This window comes from Achromobacter sp. Marseille-Q4962, from assembly GCF_943737005.1.
Lineage (GTDB): Bacteria > Pseudomonadota > Gammaproteobacteria > Burkholderiales > Burkholderiaceae_B > Achromobacter.
On the sequence record NZ_CALSFU010000026.1, the window covers coordinates 23,009 to 40,254 of the forward strand.

A 17,246-nucleotide genomic window follows, 5' to 3' on the forward strand; every position below is an offset into this window, starting at 1 on the left:
CGTTTATATACTGGTTCGGGCCGCGGCGCGGCGCCGGCGGCCCATCGCTTTGATGGCGATTCTAGGAAGAGGCGGCGCGCAGCCAAGCCCTATCCGCGCGCCAGGGGACAAATGGAACAGAACATGCCCGATCGGTTTCAAAATCGCAGCGCAGCATCGGCCACGGGTCCGCAACGCGGGGCCGACGACCCCCCGGAAGCCCGCAGCCTGCGGGCGCTCTACGTGCTCGAGCACCTGGCGCGCGCGCAGCATCCGCCCACGCTGGCCCAGCTGGCCCAGCGCATGGGCCTGCCCAAGAGCTCGCTCATGCGGCTGCTGGGCGCCATGCAGCGCGCGGGGTTCGCGGCCGCCACGCCCACCGAGCACGGATTCGTGACCGGCCCGCAGGCCACCGCGCTGGCGCTGGCCACGCTGCGCGCGTCGCCGTTTACGCGCGCCTGCCGCGCGGTGCTGGCGCAACTAGTGGGCAAACTCGGCGAAACCTGCAATCTCACCGCGCCGGACGGCGACCAGGTGGTCTACATGGAGCGCGTCGAAACCACCGAGCCGCTGCGGCTGTTCTTCGCGGTAGGCAGTCACGTGCCCATGCACTGCACCGCCAGCGGCAAGCTCTTTCTCGCGTCCATGAACCGGCTCGAGCGCGGCCGCGTGCTGGCGCGCCTGCCGCTTACGCGCAACACGCCGCGCACGCTCACCGATCCGGCGCGCCTGGAAGAAGAGCTCGAGCGCCTGGCCGCGCGCGGCATCGGCATCGACAACGAGGAATTCGTGCGCGGCATGAGTGCAGTGGCCGTGCCGGTGCGCGACGCGGCCGACCGCGTGGTGGCGGCCGTGGCCTGCCACGCGCCCACCGCGCGCGTCCTGCTCGACGACCTGCTGCGCGCTGTTCCCGTGCTGCAAGGCGCGGCCCGGGCCTTGCAGGACGTGCTGGCCGCGCACCATCCGGGCGAGGCGCAGGTCTGAGCCTCTCGCGTCAGGCGCGCGGCTGGGGGCAACGCGTCCCAGGTGTGATGTTTCAATAGGTTGTTCACCCGGAAGAGTCTGGGAAACTGGAGTTCTCTACGCTTCAGCCACCCAAGAACTCTATCCGGATGAACAGCCATAAGAATGGAATGCCAGACCCGCGCTGCGGGATCGCCAATTGCTGGTCGAGCGCATTGCCAGTCAAGGACTCAAAGCTGCGGCCCAAGCCGCCGGCATCAGTCTGCGCACGGCGCGCGAATGGCAGAGACGTTTCGCCTTGCATGGCGCGGCCGCCCTGGCCGATTGCAGCTCGCGCCCAGTGCGTACCCGCAGCACGATCGATGCCCGGGAGGTCGCCCATGTTGCCATTGACGATCATTGGCGGGTGGGGTTTGTGCAGGTGCAGACCTCATTCCGCTCCCGGTTACAAGCCTCCAGCTTCCCGACTCGCTGAGAACAACCTATTGAAACTCGACACCTCAGGCGAGCGGTTTCTTCATGCCGCCGCTGACGATCCAGCGCGTGCCATAGCGGTCCACCAGGGCGCCGAAGGCTTCGGCCCAGAAGGTCTGGCGCAGAGGCAGGGTGATGCTGCCGCCTTCGGCCAGCTGGTCGAAGACGCGGTGCGCGTCCGATACGGTGGGGTATGCGAGGGCCAGCGCCACGCCCTGCTTGCCCGCATAGGGATGAGAGGACGTGGCGTCGGCCGCCAGCAGCACCTGCTCGTCCAGCACCAGCCGCGCGTGCATCACGCGCTCCGCCTCGCCGGGCCCGAGGTCGGGCAGGACGGCGTCGGCGGGCGCGTCGCCATAGCGCATCAGCAATTCCAGGCGGCCGCCCAGCACGCGCTCGTAGAAGCGCATGGCGTCGGCGCAGTCGCCGTCGAAACTGAGGTAGGCGGAAAGCTCGGGCATGCGGGGGCTCCGGAAGTGGGAACGGCCGCCACGGACGCCGGCGTCAGGGGCAGGGCGTTCCTGGGAGCGGGCGGACCGCGTCCATGATAGGGCAGGGCGCGCCGCGCAGCGACGCCGCGCCGGTAAGCGTTCTTTTCAGGCGGCGGGCGGCGGCTTGCCTGCGCCTGCGCGAAACGGCGCAGAAAACGGCGCTAAGCTACGCAGATCGGGCGGCTTGCGCGGAAACGGGGCCGGCCATCGATTTTCTGGAGGAACCGCATGGCCACCGTGAAGCTGCTGACAGACGAAGAGGCGCGGCAATCGCCCGAGGCGTGGGAGGTGTTCGAAGACATCCGCGCGACGCGCAAGTCCGATTTCGTCAACAATTTCTGGCGCGCGCTCGCCAACGATCCGCCGCAACTGCGGCGCGTATGGGGCCAGCTCAAGCAGGTCATGACCGCCGAGGGCGAGCTGCCGCCGCTGGTGCGGGAGATGACCTACGTCGCGGTGTCCACGGCCAACGGCTGTTCCTATTGCGTGCATTCGCATACCGCCGCCGCGCGCGCCAAGGGCATGACGCCGGGCCAGCACGCCGAGCTGCTGGCCGTCATCGGTTTGGCATCGCAGACCAACGCGCTGGCCACCGCCATGCAGGTGCCGGTGGACGCGGCCTTTCTGGCGGAATAGCCGCGCCATGGCCCTGATACCGCTGTTTCCCCTGTCGCATGCGCTGTTTCCCGCCGGCGTGCTGCGGCTGCGCGTTTTCGAGGTGCGCTACCTCGACATGGTGCGGCGCGCCCTTGCCGAGGGCAGCGGTTTCGGCGTGGTGGCGCTGCTGGCCGGCAGCGAGGTGCGCCGGCCCGAGGAGCGCGAAACGCTGGCGGACGTGGGCACCATGGCGCGCATCGACGCCTGGGACGCGCCCATGCCGGCGCTGCTGGAGCTGCGCTGTTCGGGCCAGGGGCGCTTCCGGCTGCATTCTCCCCAACTGGCAAAATACGGGCTTTGGATGGGCGAGGCCGAGCCGATTCCCGACGACCCGCCAACGGCGGTGCCGCCCGCGCTGCAGCCCGCCGCCGACGCGCTGGGCCGGCTGGTGGCGCAATGGCAGCGCGACGGCGTGCCCGCCGAGGCCATGCCCCTGGCGCCGCCTTACCGGCTGGACGACGCCGGCTGGGTGGCCGACCGCTGGTGCGAGCTGCTGCCCCTGCCGCCGGCGGAAAAGGCGCGGCTGCTCGCCATGGAAGACCCGGTGGCGAGGCTGGCGGTGGCGCAGGGCGTGCTGCAGGCCCGCGGCCTGGCGCCCTGAACGCAGAGAATATGGAAATCCGCATAGACGAAGGCCTGCGCGCCTATATCGATCCGCTGACCGAAGACGAATACGCCGCGCTGGAGCGCAGCCTGCTCGAAGAAGGCTGCCGCGACGCGCTGGTGCTGTGGGGCGACCTGCTGGTCGACGGCCACAACCGCTACGAGATCTGCCGCAAGCACGGCATCGCTTTTCACACCATCCAGAACACGCGCTTCAAGTCCATGGACGACGTGCATCTCTGGATGATCGAAAACCATCTGGGCCGGCGCAGCGTGTCGGATTTCCAGCGCGGGGTGCTGGCGCTGCGCAAGAAGGAAATTCTGGAAGCGCGGGGCAAGGCCGGCGCGCCCGACGACCCGCCCTGGCAGGAAGGCCAGCCCGAGCCCCCGGTCATGCCCGCGCCGCCGGTGCCGTCGCGCCAGGCCCTGGCGCGCGCGGCGCGCCTGAGCAGCAATACGCTGGGTCAGATCGAGAAAATCCAGAAAGCGGCCGCGCCGGAACTGGTGCGTGCCGTGCGGCGGGGCGAGATATCCATCAACGCCGCCGCGGCCGTCGCCACCCTGCCGCCCGAGCGCCAGGCCGCCGCCGCGGCCGGGGGGCGCAAGGAACTGCGCGAAGCCGCGCGGGAAGCGCGCCAGGCCAAGGCCCCGCCGCCGCGCGAGGCCGCGCCCATGCCGCCCATCGAGGATATCGACGACCTGCCCGCCGAGGTGGCGCGCCTGCGCGAGCTGCTGGCCCGCCTGACCGAAGAGCGCGACCAGCTCAAGAAGAAAGTCATGCACCTGACGGTCGCCCTGGCCGAGGCGCGCAATGCGGCCGGAGGCGATTGAGCCGGCCGGGGCGGGTGCGAAGGGCGCGCGGCCTCAGCCGCAGCGGATGGCCGTCATGACGTCCTTGTCGTCCACGATGAGGTTCAGGCGGGTGTCGTTGTATTCCATGGTGACGACCTGGCCGGGGCGCAGCATGCGGGCGGTGGCGCTGCCGCTGCGGGTGCGCAGGTCTTCCATGACCGAGGGGGTGGCTTTCTGGCCGATCATGGATTGCAGGGCGGAGGCGTCGCAGGTCTTGCCGCCGCCATAGCCGGGCATGCCGCTGCCGTAGCCGCCTGAGCCATAGCCGCCGCCGTAGGTGGAGTCCGACCCGGAGGAGGATGCGCTGGAAGGCGAACCGGAGTCGGACGGCGTGCCGGACGAACGCGGGGCGCCGGTATGGGCGCAGGCGGTCAGGGCGGCGGCCAGCAGGACGGGGATCAGCTTGCGTATCATGGGGTACTCCTTGCAACGACGCGACAAATGGCCATGATAGACCAGCCTGGGGCGTTGCTGGGCGGCGTCGGCCGATGCGGGCGCTAGTGGAAATCGCGGCTGGCGGTGTCCAGGCCGCCCAGCAGGGCGGACAGGTCCACCAGGCGCTGCGCCACGAGATGGCGCACGCCGTCCACGTTCTGCCAGGTGCCATAGACGCCCAGCAGGAAGGCGCCCAGCAGCTCGCGGCGCTGGCGCTCGATGAGTTCGGGGCGCACCACAACGTTGACCGGCCCGGTTTCGTCCTCCAGGGTGACGAAGATGACGCCCTTGGCGGTCTGGGGCCGCTGGCGCACGGTGACCAGGCCGCAGGCGCGCGCCGGGCGGCGGTCGGGATACCGGTTCAGCACCGAGGCGGGCTGGAAGTTGCGCGCGGCCAGCTCTCCGCGCAGCAGCGCCAGCGGATGCCGTCCCAGGGTCAGGCCCAGGCTGCGGTAGTCGGCGGCCAGGTCCTGGCTTTCGGTGGGCGGCGCGAGTCGGGGCGCACTTGTCTCGACGATGTCCGCCTGCCGCAGCAGGTCGCGGCTGGGCACGCTGGCGGCGGCTTCCCAACTGGCCCGCCGGCGGTGGCCGGCCAGTTCGCGCAGGGCGCCGGCGGCCGCCAGGGCGTTCAGGTCGTGGCGCGAGAGGCCGGCGCGGCGCGCCAGGTCGGCCGTGCCGGAAAAGGGCGATTCGCGGCGCGCGGCCTCGATGCGGCGGGCCGCTTCCTCGCGCATGCCCTGGACCAGGGAGAGTCCCAGCCGCACGGCGGGCCGGCCGCGGGGAGACGGCGCGTGACGGTGCGCCGCGGGGTCTCCGGGCGGCTCTTCCGCCAGGCTTTCCAGGGTGGAATCCCAGCCGCTGCGCACCACGTCGGCCGGCAGCACGCGCACGCCATGCCGCCGGGCGTCCTGCACCAGCTGGGAGGGCGCATAGAACCCCATGGGCTGGGAATTGAGCAGCGCGGCCAGGAAGGCTTCGGGCTCATGCCGCTTGAGCCAGGAGCTGAAGTACGCCAGCAGGGCGAAGCTGGCCGCATGGCTTTCCGGAAAGCCGTATTCGCCGAAGCCCTGCACCTGGCGGAACAGCGCCTCGGCGAATTCCTCGGTGTATCCCTTGCTGAGCAGGCCATTTACCAGCTTGGCGTGGAACTTGTCCACGCCGCCCTTGCGCCGCCAGGCGGCCATGGAGCGGCGCAGCGCGTCGGCCTCGTCAGCGGTGAAACCGGCCGCCACCATGGCGATCTGCATGACCTGCTCCTGGAAGATGGGCACGCCCATGGTGCGCGCGAGCACGCCGCGCACCGCTTCGCTGGGGTAGGTTTCTTTTTCGCGGCCCTGGCGGCGGCGCAGGTAGGGGTGGACCATGCCGCCCTGGATGGGGCCGGGCCGCACGATGGCCACCTGCACGACCAGGTCGTAGTATCGGCGCGGCCGCAGGCGCGGCAGCATGCTCATCTGGGCGCGCGATTCGATCTGGAACACGCCGATGGTGTCGGCGTCGCAGATCATGTCGTAGGTGGCCTCGTCTCCTTCGGGGATGTCGGACATGGCCAGCGGGCTGCCCCGCCGCTGGCCGGCCAGCTCCAGCGTGCGCCGCAGCGCCGACAGCATGCCCAGCGCCAGCACGTCGACCTTGAGCAGCCTGAGCGCGTCCAGGTCGTCCTTGTCCCACTGGACCACGCTGCGCCCGTCCATGGCGGCGTTTTCGATGGGAACCAGGCGCGAGAGCTTGCCGCGCGAAATCACGAAGCCGCCCGGATGCTGCGACAGGTGGCGCGGAAAACCCATGAGGGTCTGCGCCAGCGCGGCCCATTGCCGCGCCACGCGCGACTCGGGATCCAGGCCGCAGGCGCCCAGGGTGCGCAGCATTTCTTCGCGGCCGTCCCACCACTGGTGGGCGCGGGCCACGGCGTCGATGACGCCGGGGTCCACGCCCAGGGCGCGGCCCGTGTCGCGCAGTACGCTGCGCGGGCGGTAGCTGATGACCACGGCGGTCAGCGCGGCGCGGTCGCGGCCATATTTGCGGTAGATGTACTGGATGACGTCTTCGCGCCGCTGGTGCTCGAAGTCCACGTCGATGTCGGGCGGCTCGTTGCGCTCCTTGCTGATGAAACGCTCGAACAGGTTGTGGCCGCGCACGGGATCGACCTCGGTGATGCCCAGGCAGTAGCAGACGGCGGAATTGGCCGCCGAGCCGCGGCCCTGGCACAGAATGCCCTCGCCGCGCGCATAGCGCACGATGTCGTACACCGTGAGGAAATAGGCTTCGTAGCGCAGTTCGGCGATCAGGCCCAGTTCCTTTTCCAGTTGCGCGCGCACCCCGGCCGGCACGCCATCGGGAAACCGCCGCGCCGCGCCGGCGTAGGTTTCCTGGCGCAGGTAGCTGGCCGGCGTATGGCCGCGCGGCACGATCTCGTCGGGATACTCGTAGCGCAGCTCGTCCAGCGAGAAGGCGCAGCGGCGCGCCACAACCAGGGTCTGCGCCAGCGCCTCGGGCGGGTACAGGCTGGCCAGGCGCATGCGGCTGCGCAGGTGCGCTTCGGCATTGGCGTCGAGGCCGTAGCCGCATTCGGAAACGGGCCGGCGCGTGCGGATGGCGGCGAGCGTGTCGTGCAGGGGCTTGCGCGAACGCAGGTGCATTTGCGCCTGGCCCAGCGCCACGACCGGCAGCCGGGCGGCGCGCGCGGCCTGTTCCACGGCGGCGCGATGCTGGTCGTCGCGCGAGCGGTGCTGCAGGGTCAGGCCGACCCAGGCGCGCTGCGGAAAGACGCGCGCCAGCCAGCGCGCCTGCTCGGCCATGCGGTCGGGGTCCGCGCCATAGGCGGGCGCCAGGATGGCCAGGCACTCGGGCACGCCGCGCAGGTGTTCGCTGCCTTTGGGCGGGCGCAGCAGTTCGCCGGGCGCGAGACGGTACTCGCCCTTGGGCGCGCGGGTGCGGGCCAGGGTAATGAGTTCGGACAGGTTTCCATAGCCTTCGCGCGTCTGCGCCAGCAGCGTCAGCGCGAGCGGGGCCGCGTCTTCGCTTTCGCGCAGCATGAACGAGGCGCCGACAATGAGCTGCAGCGCGTGCCGGCGCGCTTCCATGTGCGCGCGCACCACGCCGGCGAGCGAACACTCGTCGGTGATGGCGAGGGCGGAATAGCCCAGCCCGGCCGCGCGCGCGACCAGCTCGTCGGGATGCGAGGCGCCTTGCAGAAAAGAGAAATTGCTGCGGCAATGCAACTCGGCGTAGCCGGGCAGGGCCAGGGCGGAGGGGCCGGGCGTATCGCGCATGGGAGGGCTTGCGTCAGGCATACAGCCCGTGCAGGAACCAGCGCGCCCGCGCCGCGTCGCGCTCGCGGTAGATCCAGTAGCGCGCGCCGGCCCCGTCCTCGGCCACGAAATAATCGCGCACCGTGAGGGCGGCGTCCCACCAGCCGCTTTCCAGCCGCTCGGGGCCGCGCATCAGCCGCAGCGGCTGGCCGCGGTACTGCGGGCGGTGACCCGCGAGCGTCAGCGGCTGGGGCGTTTCCAGCAGCCAGAAGGGGCGGTCCAGCGGCCCGGGCAAGGAAGGCGGGCTGGCCGCGGGCGCCTGCGCCTCGGCCCAGGCATTGGCGATCTCGGGCCGGTGATCGGCCACGGGCCGGGCGCGGCGCACGCGCTCGCGCCCGAGCCGCGCGGCCAGCAGGTCCAGCAGGCGGGCCTGGTCGGCGGCGGCGCCGCCCGGCTCGGGAAACAGGCAGGCGCTGGCCTCGGGTTGCGCCACGGTGTCGGGAGCGTCCAGCGCCAGCGCGATCACGGGCGCCTGCAGCGTGACGCGGCCCAGCCGTTCTTGCAGCAGGTGCAGGATCTGCGCGGCCTGCCAGACCGGCTGCGCCAGGGCCAGTTCGATCGAGGTGGGAGGACAGGCGCGCCGGCCGCGCTCGTGTTCCAGCCTCACCGTCACGCGGCGCACCGCCAGCCGGCGGGCGCTCAGCCAGCCGCTCAGTTGTTCGGCCAGGCGGCCGGCCACCGCCAGCGCCGCGTGCGTGTGCTCCACATAATCCATGAGCTCGACGCGGCGCGAGAACGCCGGGGGGGCTTCGATCCAGCGGTGCGCCTCGGCCGCGTCGCCATAGGCCGCGTCCAGCGCCTGCAGCAGCTCGGGCGCGCTGCGCCGCTGCAGCCCGGCGCGCGGCAGCGCGCGCAGGTCGGCCAGCGTGCCGCAGCCGATGGCCTGCAGCCAGTCCTGCCGCGCCCGGGCCTGCGGCAACAGGCCCAGGGGCAGGGCGTCCAGGCGCCGCGCCAGGCTGGCCAGGGTGAGCGTGCGGCGGGGATGCCGGACGGGCGCGCGGGCCAGCAGCCAGGCCCCCGTGGCGGTGGGCGCCATGCCCAGGCTGGCGCGCAGGTCCAGGGCCGCCAGGGTGGCGGCCACGCGGCGGTGCAGGGCGCGCGGCCCGCCGAAGCACATCAGGCTGGCGCTCACGTTCAGCAGGATGCTGGCCTCGTCCGGCCCCGGCGCCACGTCGGGCGTGTATTGCAGCAGGGCCAGGGCCGCGCCCTGCCGCGCCTCGGCTTCGGCCAGGGGCGCACGCGCCAGCAGTTCCACCTGGGGCGCGATGGCGGCCGCGCCGGCGCGGCGCATGCCCGGCCGCACGCCGGCGCGGCGCGCGCCGGGCGTGAGCGCGGCCACGCGCTCGTGCTCCAGGACCGCGAAAGGCCGCGGGTCACGCGGCCAGTGCGGGCGCAGCGCGTCCAGCGGCAGACAGCGCAGGAAGACGGCGATCCAGAGGCGCATGGCGGGTGGGCGGGGAAACGGCGGCGCCGGGCTCCAGCGCCACGTAGACGGGGTTTTCGCAAGGCGGGCCGCGCCGCTTGAGCAGGTGCGCCCATACGCCGCCCGGCGCGGGCTCCAGCGCCAGCCGCAGTCCGGCCGGCGTGGCCGAGCGGGCCGCGCCGGCCGGGCGCAGGGCCACGAAGAACAGGTCGCCGGCCTGGGCGGCCAGGTGCAGGCGCCGCAGCGATTCGGGGCGGACCTGGGGCAGCCAGCACAGCACCGCGCCGCAACTGCCGTTCTTGAGGATCTGCTCGGTGGCCCAGAGGGCGTCGGCGGGTTTCTCGGGTGCGACCCAGAGCAGCTGGCGCGGGTCCAGCTTCCAGCTCATCCAGCTGGCGATATGGGGCGGGTGCGGCGGCTGCACCAGGGCGATGGGACGGCGGGTTTCGAGCTGGGCCAGCGCCGGCCGCAGCAGGCGGATTTCCCCCGAGCCGGGGTGCGGCGTCAGCACTTCAATCAGCGAACCCAGCGGCCAGCCGCCGTCGGGCAGCTCGGCCGAGAGCGCCGCATGCCCGGTGGGCAGCGTGCGGGCCGCGCCCCGGGCGAGCTGGCTGGCCCGCCATACGGCGGGATGAATGTGTTCGGGGACAGGCATGGGGTTGCGGACCTGGCGCGGGTCCGGTTCGGCAAATTCAATAATGACTGTATAAATATACAGTATTTTGCCGCGGGCATCGAGCCGGGCCGGGCGGGCGGCGCGTTCTACCGCGCGTTCTACAATGACCGGGTCCCGGCGCGCCGTTTGCGCGCCACTTGCGCGCCATGCCGCGCGGGAGCCGCTCATGGCCTCTTCCAGCCCCATCAATTCGATCGAAATCCTTCCCGAGACCGGCGTGGACGTGCGCCAGCTTTTCATCCTGCTGCACGGCGTGGGCGGCTCGCCCGCCGACATGGAGCCGCTGGCGCACGCGGTGCGCGCGGCGTTCCCCTCGGCCGCCGTGCTCGTCCCGGCGGGTTTCCAGCCTTACGACGGCGGCGGCGCAGGACGCCAGTGGTTCTCCGTGCGCGGCATTACCGAGGAAAACCGGCCCGAGCGCGTGGCCCAGGCCATGCCCGCGCTGGTGGCCTATGTGCGCGAGGCGCAGGCGCGCTTCGGCCTGCTGCAATCGGACACGGCCCTGGCGGGGTTCTCGCAAGGCGCCATCATGGCGCTGGAAATGGTCCAGGCCCACGACGGCCTGGCCGGCCGCGTGATCGCCTTTTCCGGCCGCTACGCCCGATTGCCGCGCATGGCGCCGCAATACACCACCCTGCACCTGCTGCACGGCGCGGCCGACCCGGTCATGCCGGTGGCCGGCATCCAGGCCGCCCAGGCGCGGCTGGACGAACTGCACGGCGACTCCACCATCGACGTGGCCACCCAAGTGGGCCACGAGCTGCATCCCGCCCTCATCCAGCGCGCCATCGTGCGCCTGCAGACCTGCGTGCCCCTGCGCAGTTGGGAAGCCGCGCTGGGCCTGAACCAGACGCCGCCCGAGGGCTCCACCCTGCACTGAGGCCGGCGCGGCCCGGGCCCGGCGTTCAGCGCGCGGCCGCGGAAGCCGGCTGGTCTTCCCACCCCCCGCCCAGCGCCAGGAAGAGCGCGATCTGGTCCTGGCTGAGTTCGGCCCGGGAGGCGGCCAGCGCGCTTTCGTTGCTGGCCAGGGTGCGCTCGGCGTCCAGCACGGTGAGGTAGTCGGTCTTGCCGTACTGGAAGAGCTGGCGCGCCTGGGCTGCCGCCTCGGCGCTCTGGTCGCGGGCGGCCTTGAGGGCGGCTTCGCGGTCGAGCTGGCGGGCGTAGACCGCGAGCGCGCTTTCGGTTTCGCGCAGGGCATTGAGCACCGTCTTGTCGAACTGCGCCAGCGCGGCTTTGGTGCTGGCCTCGGCCTGGGCGATGCGGGCCTGCGCCGCCCCGGTGTTGGGCACGGTCCAGGAGATCAGCGGGCCCAGGCTCCAGCCGAAGGTGCCGCGGTCTCCGAACATCGAGGCCGGTCCGCCCGAGGCCGCGGACAGGCCCAGGCTGATCTTGGGGTAGAGGTCGGCTGTGGCGACGCCGATGCGCGCGGTGGCGGCCGCCAGGCTGCGTTCGGCCTGGCGGATGTCGGGCCGACGGCGCAGCAGCGCGGCGCCGTCGCCCACGGGAATGGGCTGGCCCAGGCGCGGCGCGGCGGCGCATTGCATGAGCGAAACCGGAATCTCGGCCGGCGTCTGGCCGGTGAGCGCGGCCAGCGTGTAGAGCGCGGTGCGCTGGCGAGCCTGGAAGGGCGGCAGGTTGGCCTGGAGCTGTTCGAGCTGGCTGCGGGCGCGCGTCACGTCCAGGACGGTGCCGCGTCCGGCCTGCTGCAGGCGCTGGACGGCGTCCAGCGACGCCTTCTGCACTTCCACCGAATGCCGGGCCGAGGCAAGCTGCATGCCGGCCGCGCACATGTCGGCGTAGGCGCGCGCGGTTTCGGCGGCCACCGTGACGCGGGCGGCGTCATAGGCGGCCTGGGCCGCCTGCTCGTCGCCGCTGGCGGCCTCGATGGCGCGGCGGATCTGGCCGAAGAGGTCAAGCTGGTACGACACCGAAACGCCGCCCGAGTATGACCAGTGGTTGGGGGGATCGACGCCTGGCTGCAGCTGCTGCAGGCCCGACGAGTGGCCGTAGGTCGGCGTGGCGTTCACGCCGATGCCGGGCCGCTGCTGGGCCTGCGCCTCGCGCACCGCCGCCTGCGCGCGCTCCAGGTTGGCCTGGGCCACGCGCAGGTCGGTGTTGATTTCCAGGGCCTTTTGCACGAGTCCGTCGAGCACCGGATCCTGGTAGAGCCGCCACCAGTGCGCGGGCAGCGGTTCCTGGCGGTAGGGGCCGGACCGGGCTTCCGCGAACGGGACCTGCGCGCTTTGCCGCTGCGCCACCGAGCCGGAGGGCACGTGGTAGTCGGGGCCCACGGCGGTGCAGCCGGCGAGCGCGAGCGCCAGGGCGGCAAGCACGGCGCACCGGCGGCGTGTCCGGTTTTTCGTGTGGGCGGAGGTGGGCAGCAAATCTTCGGTGTTCATGGCGGTTACGGCTGGGAAAGGGACGATGTCTGTGGCTCTCGGGGCGGTCGGTCCTCGGCGGGTCAGGTTTGCGGTTGGCTGGCCTTCTGGCCGGCGGCGGGGCGGTCGACGGAGACGGTGGCGGTCTGGCCGGCGACCAGGCGCACGCCTTCGGGCACTTCGTCGATCTTCACGCGCACGGGAATGCGCTGGGCCAGGCGCACCCAGTTGAAAGTGGGGTTCACGTTGGGCAGCAGGTTCGCGCCGGTGCTGCGGTCGCGGTCGGCGATGCCCATGGCGATGCTTTCCACGTGGCCGCGGATTTCGCGCGAGTCGCCCATCAGGGTCACGGTGACCGGATCGCCTTCGCGGATGCCGGGCAGCTTGGTTTCCTCGAAGTAGCCTTCCACGTAGAACGAATGCGAATCCACCAGCGCCATCACGCCGTGGCCGGCGGTGGCGTAGGAGCCGGCGCGCAGGTCCAGGTTGGTGACGCGCCCGTCGGTGGCCGCGACCACGCGGCTGCGTTCCAGGTTCAGGCGGGCGATGTTGAGCTGCACTTCGGCCTGGGCCAGCGCGGCCTCGGTCTGCTGCAGGCGGGTCTGGCTCTGTTCCAGGGCCTCGGCGGCCACCAGCTTGCCCAGTTCGCGGTTGCGGCGGGCATCGCGCACCGCCTGCTCGCGCGCCACCTGCTGCGAGCGCACGGCGGCCTGGGCCTGGTCGTACGCGAGCTGGAAGCGCGCGCGGTCGATCTCGAACAGCACGTCGCCGGCTTTCACATCCTGGTTGTCGTGAACGGGCACGGAGGTCACCAGGCCCGAGACGTCGGGGGCGACCTGCACCACATAGGCCTTGACGCGGCCGTCGCGCGTCCAGGGCTCGACTTCATAGTGCACCCAGAGCTGCCAGCCGGCGTAGACGGCGGCGGCGACAATGGCAGCCGTCACCGCAAACTTGCCGATGGCGGCAGGGCGAAGGGCGTTGGGGAATTTCATACCTGCTATCTCTGGAAAACGTAAGGGGAAATAAGCGTCATGCCGTAGAGCAGCACCAAATAAAGCGCCAGATCGAACAGGGCGGGGTGCCACACCAGGCGGTACAGTCCGGCGCGGGCCATGGCGCGCCTCACTACCCAGGACACGCCCAGGGTGATCACGCCCAGCACCAGCAGCCAGGGGAAATAAATGCCGTAAAGATTGAATTCGCCGATCATGTTGTCTTGCCCTCCATGGCGGGATGGGCGGGTTGATAGCCCGGCGCGTCGGGATAGAAGGCGCGGCGGATACCCACCAGGGCCACCACCGCGCGGTCGCGCGCCGCGCCGCCGGCCTGCGCGGCCGAGACGCTGGACAGCGCGCGGTCTATCTGCGCCAGGAGATTCTCGGGCTTCTCGCCGCCGCGCCAGGTCGAGCGGGCGCGGAAGAACTGCGCCAGAGCGCTGAGCACGGGCGCGATGGCGGCATCGGCCACTGCCAGGTGGCGGCGGGCGCGCTGCAGTTCGGTGATGTCGCGGCCCACGCGCAGGTCTTTCAGCGCATCGGCGGCCAGCAGGTCGTCCGGACGCTTGGCCAGCGCCAGCCGGGGCTGCAGCAGGCCGATGCGGTCCAGCATGCGCGACGCATACGTGTGGCGCGCGGGGGCGCGGGCGGAGGCGGCCAGCGAGGCCAGCTCTTTCCAGTTGGCGGCCTGGATGCGGCGCGCGCTCCAGTCGGCGCTGACGGTGCGGAAGATGGCCGCGATGACCGCGGCCGTGCCCACGCCGATGATCTGCGCGGTCTGCGTGTCGATGAAAGACACGACATCGGCCGTGTTGGTGTCGTGCAGCGCCATCGTGCCCAGGAAGCCGAACAGCATGGCCATGGCCTTGCCGGCCGTTTCGGGGCGGGCGATGAAAATGCCCAGCACGAAGGCCGCGGGCAGCATCGACAGCGCCAGCATCTCGAACGAGTGGATGGCCGGCATGATGCCCAGCAGGTACAGCGCCGACAGCGGAATCGAATAGACCGTATAGGTCAGGAACTGCATGATGCCCGGCACGGGATTGTCCTGCGAGGCGAAGAAGCAGCTGAAGATGGCCGCCATGAGCGCGGCCGTGGCGCCGTTGCTCCAGGCCGTGCCGATCCAGAACGCGCAGCACACGCTGATGGCCACGCCGGCGGCCAGGGCCGACAGCAGCGCCATGCCGTGATCGCGGTGCAGCACGTTGCGCGGCGCGCTGGCCGGGTGCGGCGTGCGCGCCGGCGCGCCGGCCAGCCCGGCGCGGATCTCGCGGCGCAGCGCCAGGCATTCGTCGTAGGTGTCGACCAGCTCGCGCAGGCGCGCCATCAGGCTGGCCAGGAGCGCATCGCGCCAGCCCGACCGGCTGTCGATGGAGGGCGTCAGGCGCGACACGGCGGCGCGCAGCCGCACCGCGGTTTCGTGCCGGGCCCTGGGGCCCTCATTGATCCATTCCGAGATTTCCGCAAGCAGCGCGGACACGGGTTCGGGCAGCGCGGCGCCGTCGGCCTGCAGCGCGCGCATGCGGTCTTCCACCGCCGAAACCACGGGCGTGAGCGCGGCGATCTTGTCCTGCATGGCGCGCACCGAGCTGGCCGTCCAGCGCAGGTTGCTGGTGTCGAACGGCAGGTGCGTGGACAGCAGCCGCAATTGCGTGAGGTCGTTGGCCAGCACGCGGCGGTCGCGGTCGCGCTGCTCGGCGTTGAGGCCGCGCAGCGTATCGTGTATCCATTGCCGCGCGTCGCGCGCGGCGGCGTCCAGCCGCAGCGTGAGCGCGGGCGCCAGGTCGCGCGGCAGCACCACGCTGTGGACCAGGGTGGCGCAGACGATGCCCAGGGTGATTTCCTCCACGCGCGCCAGCGCGGTGTCGAACACCAGCAGCGGGTCGGTGACGCTGGGAAAGCCGATCATGGCCGCCGTGTAGCCGGCGAGCATGAAGAGATAGGAGCGCGGCGTGCGGTCGAGCACAGAGAGGTACAGGCACAGGCCCACCCACAGCACCATCGCCGCCGTCATGAGCACCGGCGAGTGCGACAGGCGCGGCACCAGGTAGACCGTGGCGGCCGAGCCGAAGAAGGTGCCCACCAGCCGGTAGGCCGCCTTGGAGCGCACCGCGCCCGACCAGGGCTGCGACACGACATACGCGGTGGTCATGGCCCAGAACGGGCGGGGCAATCCGATGCAGTACGAGAGGTACAGCGCCATGACGGCCCCGGCGTAGCTCTTGAGCGAAAAAACCACTTCGCGGACATTGGGCAGCCTCATGGCCGGGGATCCTCCTGGGCGCCCGCGCCGCTGCGGCCCAGCGCGGCCTTCAGGGACTCGAACACCCGCAGGCAGGCTTCCAGGTCCGCCTCGGCCACGCCCGCGAACAGGCGCCGGCGCAGCTCCACCAGCACGTCCTCGACCTGCTTGCGCAGGGCGTGGCCGGCTTCGGTGAGATGCAGCGTGCGGGCGCGGCGGTCGTGCGGGTCTTCGCGGCGCTCCATGAGGCCGGCCGCGACGAGCTGGTCCAGCACGCGCACCAGCGACGGGCCTTCCACGCCCAGCGCCTCGGCCAGCGCGCCCTGGCGCACGCCATCGCCGAGCCGGCCGGTGAGAATGACGGGCCAGGCGGTGGCTTGCGACAGGCCATAGTCCGCCAGCGCCTTGTCGGCAGCGCCGCGGTAGGCGCGGGCAATCACCATGAGATTGGCGGTGGTGGCCATGAGCTGGGAGTCGGAGAGCGTTTTCATGGATTAGATTGTATCCTATTTATTAGCTTACTAATAATTGAAAATGACGACTATCTCCATTGATTCTTTCAATCGGAAAAATAGGGGGCGGTTTTTCCAGGAATGGAAAGCCGGGGCGCATGCCCCGGCGGGACACGGCTCAGCCGGCGCAGTCGGCCCAGCAGTTGGGGGTTTCGTACAGGCGCACGCGCGACAGGCGCAGCTCGGCGCCGTAATGGCCGTGGTAGTGCGGCGCCAGCGTCTCGAACACGATGGCGGCCAGGTTCTCGGCGGTGGGAATACGGTCCAGCACCACGGTCTTGTGGCCGGGCAGGGTGTCCAGGAAGGCGCGCACGGCGGTGTCGCCTTCGTAGACCAGGAAGGCGTGGTCCCAGACGTCCACGATGTGGGTCTTGGCGATGCGCTTGATTTCGGAGAAATCCATCAGCATGCCGTTGTCGGATTCGCCGGGCGCCTGCACCACGTCGCCGGTCAGGGTGATTTCCAGCACGTAGCGGTGGCCGTGCAGATTGCGGCACTGGCTGCGGTGGTCGGGAATGCGGTGTCCGGCATCGAATTCGAGCCGGCGGGTAACGGAGATCATGCGGCGCTCCGCCAGGCGTGGGGGTGAATCATGGAATGCCTATATATTTGTGGGTTTGCAGGCTGAGCCGCCACTTGGGATGTTGCAGGCAGTACTGGACTGCCTTTTCGGTATTGGCCGCGCGCTGCGGGCCGTCCATGGGCTGCAGGAAGAAATGCGCGAAGTCGAGGTGCGCATAGGTTTCGGGCAGGGCGTCGGCCTGGGGATAGACGAGCTTGAGCTCGTCGCCGCGCTCGAGCACCACCGGCGCCGTGCCCTTGGGGCTGACGCAGATCCAGTCGATGCCGGCCGGCGCGGGCAGGGTGCCGTTGGTTTCGATGGCCACGGTGAAGCCGCGGGCGTGCACGGCCGCGAGCAGGGGGGCGTCCAGTTGGAGCAGCGGCTCGCCGCCGGTGAACACCACATAGCGGTCTTCGGCGCCCGGGCCCCAGGCCGCCGCGATGGCGTCGGCCAGCAGCTCGGCGGTGGCGAACTTGCCGCCGCCTTCGCCGTCGGTGCCGACGAAGTCCGTGTCGCAGAACGTGCAGGCGGCGCGGCCGCGGTCGCTCTCGCGGCCGGTCCAGAGATTACAGCCCGCGAACCGGCAGAACACCGCCGCGCGACCCGCCTGGGCGCCTTCGCCCTGCAGGGTCTTGAAGATTTCTTTGGCGGAATAGGTCATGAGAAAAAGAGGCGGCCGGAAAACGCCCC

18 protein-coding genes are annotated in these 17,246 nt (G+C 71.2%); 6 read left to right on the forward strand and 12 right to left on the reverse strand.

The genetic code is table 11. From position 1 onward, the window contains the following. Window positions 1-111: 111 nt before the first annotated feature. Together NGJ44_RS19535 and NGJ44_RS23210 are read left to right on the forward strand one after the other, a co-directional pair. Window positions 112-963: an IclR family transcriptional regulator gene (locus NGJ44_RS19535; protein ID WP_251865262.1), complete on the forward strand. Its 852-nt coding sequence runs from the start codon at window positions 112-114 to the stop codon at window positions 961-963. 178 nt (window positions 964-1,141) lie between these two features. Continuing rightward, window positions 1,142-1,417 carry a leucine zipper domain-containing protein gene (locus NGJ44_RS23210; RefSeq protein WP_502802154.1) on the forward strand — a complete coding sequence of 92 codons (276 nt, stop codon included), beginning with the start codon at window positions 1,142-1,144 and terminating at the stop codon, window positions 1,415-1,417. A 25-nt stretch (window positions 1,418-1,442) separates the two neighbouring features. Here the strand turns inward: NGJ44_RS23210 and NGJ44_RS19545 are convergent, their stop codons facing one another. Further along, window positions 1,443-1,877 (reverse strand): VOC family protein, encoded by a 435-nt coding sequence (locus tag NGJ44_RS19545; protein WP_251865264.1) that lies wholly within the window; start codon window positions 1,875-1,877, stop codon window positions 1,443-1,445. A gap of 258 nt (window positions 1,878-2,135) precedes the next feature. Here NGJ44_RS19545 and NGJ44_RS19550 point away from each other — a divergent pair, with 258 nt between their 5' ends. The 3 genes from NGJ44_RS19550 to NGJ44_RS19560 are packed head-to-tail and all read left to right on the forward strand — an operon-like array spanning window position 2,136 to window position 3,998. Next, entirely contained in the window at window positions 2,136-2,543 is a 408-nt protein-coding gene (locus NGJ44_RS19550; RefSeq protein ID WP_251865266.1) for a carboxymuconolactone decarboxylase family protein, read from the forward strand. A 7-nt stretch (window positions 2,544-2,550) separates the two neighbouring features. Further along, window positions 2,551-3,165, forward strand: coding sequence for an LON peptidase substrate-binding domain-containing protein (locus tag NGJ44_RS19555; protein ID WP_251865268.1), 615 nt, complete (start codon window positions 2,551-2,553; stop codon window positions 3,163-3,165). A gap of 11 nt (window positions 3,166-3,176) precedes the next feature. Next, on the forward strand, window positions 3,177-3,998 hold the full coding sequence (locus NGJ44_RS19560) for a ParB N-terminal domain-containing protein (RefSeq protein WP_251865270.1): 822 nt from the start codon (window positions 3,177-3,179) through the stop codon (window positions 3,996-3,998). A gap of 33 nt (window positions 3,999-4,031) precedes the next feature. On the opposite strand, the gene NGJ44_RS19565 is transcribed toward NGJ44_RS19560, so the two are convergent. The 4 genes from NGJ44_RS19565 to imuA all read right to left on the reverse strand — a co-directional run bounded on the left by NGJ44_RS19565 (window position 4,032) and on the right by imuA (window position 9,843). Next, a complete protein-coding gene (locus NGJ44_RS19565; protein WP_251865272.1) occupies window positions 4,032-4,433 on the reverse strand; it encodes an I78 family peptidase inhibitor in 402 nt (133 codons plus the stop codon). 83 nt (window positions 4,434-4,516) lie between these two features. After that, window positions 4,517-7,726: an error-prone DNA polymerase gene (locus tag NGJ44_RS19570; RefSeq protein ID WP_251865274.1), complete on the reverse strand. Its 3,210-nt coding sequence runs from the start codon at window positions 7,724-7,726 to the stop codon at window positions 4,517-4,519. Between the two features lie 13 nt (window positions 7,727-7,739). Continuing rightward, window positions 7,740-9,209, reverse strand: a complete 1,470-nt coding sequence (locus NGJ44_RS19575; protein WP_251865276.1) for a Y-family DNA polymerase — start codon at window positions 9,207-9,209, stop codon at window positions 7,740-7,742. Then, window positions 9,139-9,843 (reverse strand): translesion DNA synthesis-associated protein ImuA, encoded by a 705-nt coding sequence (gene imuA / locus NGJ44_RS19580; RefSeq protein ID WP_251865278.1) that lies wholly within the window; start codon window positions 9,841-9,843, stop codon window positions 9,139-9,141. Before imuA ends, NGJ44_RS19575 begins: the two co-directional genes overlap by 71 nt. A 187-nt stretch (window positions 9,844-10,030) precedes the next feature. On the opposite strand from imuA, the gene ypfH reads away from it, so the two are divergent. Then, window positions 10,031-10,744, forward strand: a complete 714-nt coding sequence (gene ypfH, locus NGJ44_RS19585) for an esterase (RefSeq protein WP_251865280.1) — start codon at window positions 10,031-10,033, stop codon at window positions 10,742-10,744. A gap of 25 nt (window positions 10,745-10,769) precedes the next feature. On the opposite strand, the gene NGJ44_RS19590 is transcribed toward ypfH, so the two are convergent. The 7 genes from NGJ44_RS19590 to queE form a co-directional block, all read right to left on the reverse strand. After that, window positions 10,770-12,263, reverse strand: a complete 1,494-nt coding sequence (locus NGJ44_RS19590; protein ID WP_251865282.1) for an efflux transporter outer membrane subunit — start codon at window positions 12,261-12,263, stop codon at window positions 10,770-10,772. A 62-nt stretch (window positions 12,264-12,325) separates the two neighbouring features. Further along, window positions 12,326-13,237, reverse strand: coding sequence for an efflux RND transporter periplasmic adaptor subunit (locus NGJ44_RS19595; RefSeq protein WP_251865284.1), 912 nt, complete (start codon window positions 13,235-13,237; stop codon window positions 12,326-12,328). Window positions 13,238-13,242: 5 nt separating this feature from the next. Beyond that, window positions 13,243-13,455 (reverse strand): DUF1656 domain-containing protein, encoded by a 213-nt coding sequence (locus NGJ44_RS19600; RefSeq protein ID WP_053246741.1) that lies wholly within the window; start codon window positions 13,453-13,455, stop codon window positions 13,243-13,245. Next, window positions 13,452-15,503: an FUSC family protein gene (locus tag NGJ44_RS19605; protein ID WP_251865286.1), complete on the reverse strand. Its 2,052-nt coding sequence runs from the start codon at window positions 15,501-15,503 to the stop codon at window positions 13,452-13,454. Before NGJ44_RS19605 ends, NGJ44_RS19600 begins: the two co-directional genes overlap by 4 nt. Next, the gene (locus NGJ44_RS19610) at window positions 15,500-15,973 is read right to left on the reverse strand and encodes a MarR family winged helix-turn-helix transcriptional regulator (RefSeq protein WP_053246814.1); all 474 of its coding nucleotides are present in this window, start codon (window positions 15,971-15,973) and stop codon (window positions 15,500-15,502) included. The genes NGJ44_RS19605 and NGJ44_RS19610 overlap by 4 nt, the downstream gene beginning before the upstream one ends. A 139-nt stretch (window positions 15,974-16,112) precedes the next feature. After that, the gene (gene queD, locus NGJ44_RS19615; RefSeq protein WP_053246813.1) at window positions 16,113-16,556 is read right to left on the reverse strand and encodes a 6-carboxytetrahydropterin synthase QueD; all 444 of its coding nucleotides are present in this window, start codon (window positions 16,554-16,556) and stop codon (window positions 16,113-16,115) included. Between the two features lie 28 nt (window positions 16,557-16,584). After that, window positions 16,585-17,217, reverse strand: a complete 633-nt coding sequence (queE, locus tag NGJ44_RS19620) for a 7-carboxy-7-deazaguanine synthase (protein WP_251865288.1) — start codon at window positions 17,215-17,217, stop codon at window positions 16,585-16,587. Window positions 17,218-17,246 lie beyond the last annotated feature (29 nt).

Coding starts and splice junctions, on each gene's coding strand:
- NGJ44_RS19575 (WP_251865276.1), bottom strand. CDS start 9,209: ATGCGCCTCTGGATCGCCGTCTTCCTGCGCTGTCTGCCGCTGGACGCG.
- NGJ44_RS19605 (WP_251865286.1), bottom strand. CDS start 15,503: ATGAGGCTGCCCAATGTCCGCGAAGTGGTTTTTTCGCTCAAGAGCTAC.
- ypfH (WP_251865280.1), top strand. CDS start 10,031: ATGGCCTCTTCCAGCCCCATCAATTCGATCGAAATCCTTCCCGAGACC.
- NGJ44_RS19560 (WP_251865270.1), top strand. CDS start 3,177: ATGGAAATCCGCATAGACGAAGGCCTGCGCGCCTATATCGATCCGCTG.
- NGJ44_RS19570 (WP_251865274.1), bottom strand. CDS start 7,726: ATGCGCGATACGCCCGGCCCCTCCGCCCTGGCCCTGCCCGGCTACGCC.
- NGJ44_RS19535 (WP_251865262.1), top strand. CDS start 112: ATGGAACAGAACATGCCCGATCGGTTTCAAAATCGCAGCGCAGCATCG.
- NGJ44_RS19565 (WP_251865272.1), bottom strand. CDS start 4,433: ATGATACGCAAGCTGATCCCCGTCCTGCTGGCCGCCGCCCTGACCGCC.
- NGJ44_RS19590 (WP_251865282.1), bottom strand. CDS start 12,263: ATGAACACCGAAGATTTGCTGCCCACCTCCGCCCACACGAAAAACCGG.
- NGJ44_RS19550 (WP_251865266.1), top strand. CDS start 2,136: ATGGCCACCGTGAAGCTGCTGACAGACGAAGAGGCGCGGCAATCGCCC.
- imuA (WP_251865278.1), bottom strand. CDS start 9,843: ATGCCTGTCCCCGAACACATTCATCCCGCCGTATGGCGGGCCAGCCAG.
- NGJ44_RS19595 (WP_251865284.1), bottom strand. CDS start 13,237: ATGAAATTCCCCAACGCCCTTCGCCCTGCCGCCATCGGCAAGTTTGCG.
- NGJ44_RS19610 (WP_053246814.1), bottom strand. CDS start 15,973: ATGAAAACGCTCTCCGACTCCCAGCTCATGGCCACCACCGCCAATCTC.
- queD (WP_053246813.1), bottom strand. CDS start 16,556: ATGATCTCCGTTACCCGCCGGCTCGAATTCGATGCCGGACACCGCATT.
- NGJ44_RS19600 (WP_053246741.1), bottom strand. CDS start 13,455: ATGATCGGCGAATTCAATCTTTACGGCATTTATTTCCCCTGGCTGCTG.
- NGJ44_RS19555 (WP_251865268.1), top strand. CDS start 2,551: ATGGCCCTGATACCGCTGTTTCCCCTGTCGCATGCGCTGTTTCCCGCC.
- queE (WP_251865288.1), bottom strand. CDS start 17,217: ATGACCTATTCCGCCAAAGAAATCTTCAAGACCCTGCAGGGCGAAGGC.
- NGJ44_RS19545 (WP_251865264.1), bottom strand. CDS start 1,877: ATGCCCGAGCTTTCCGCCTACCTCAGTTTCGACGGCGACTGCGCCGAC.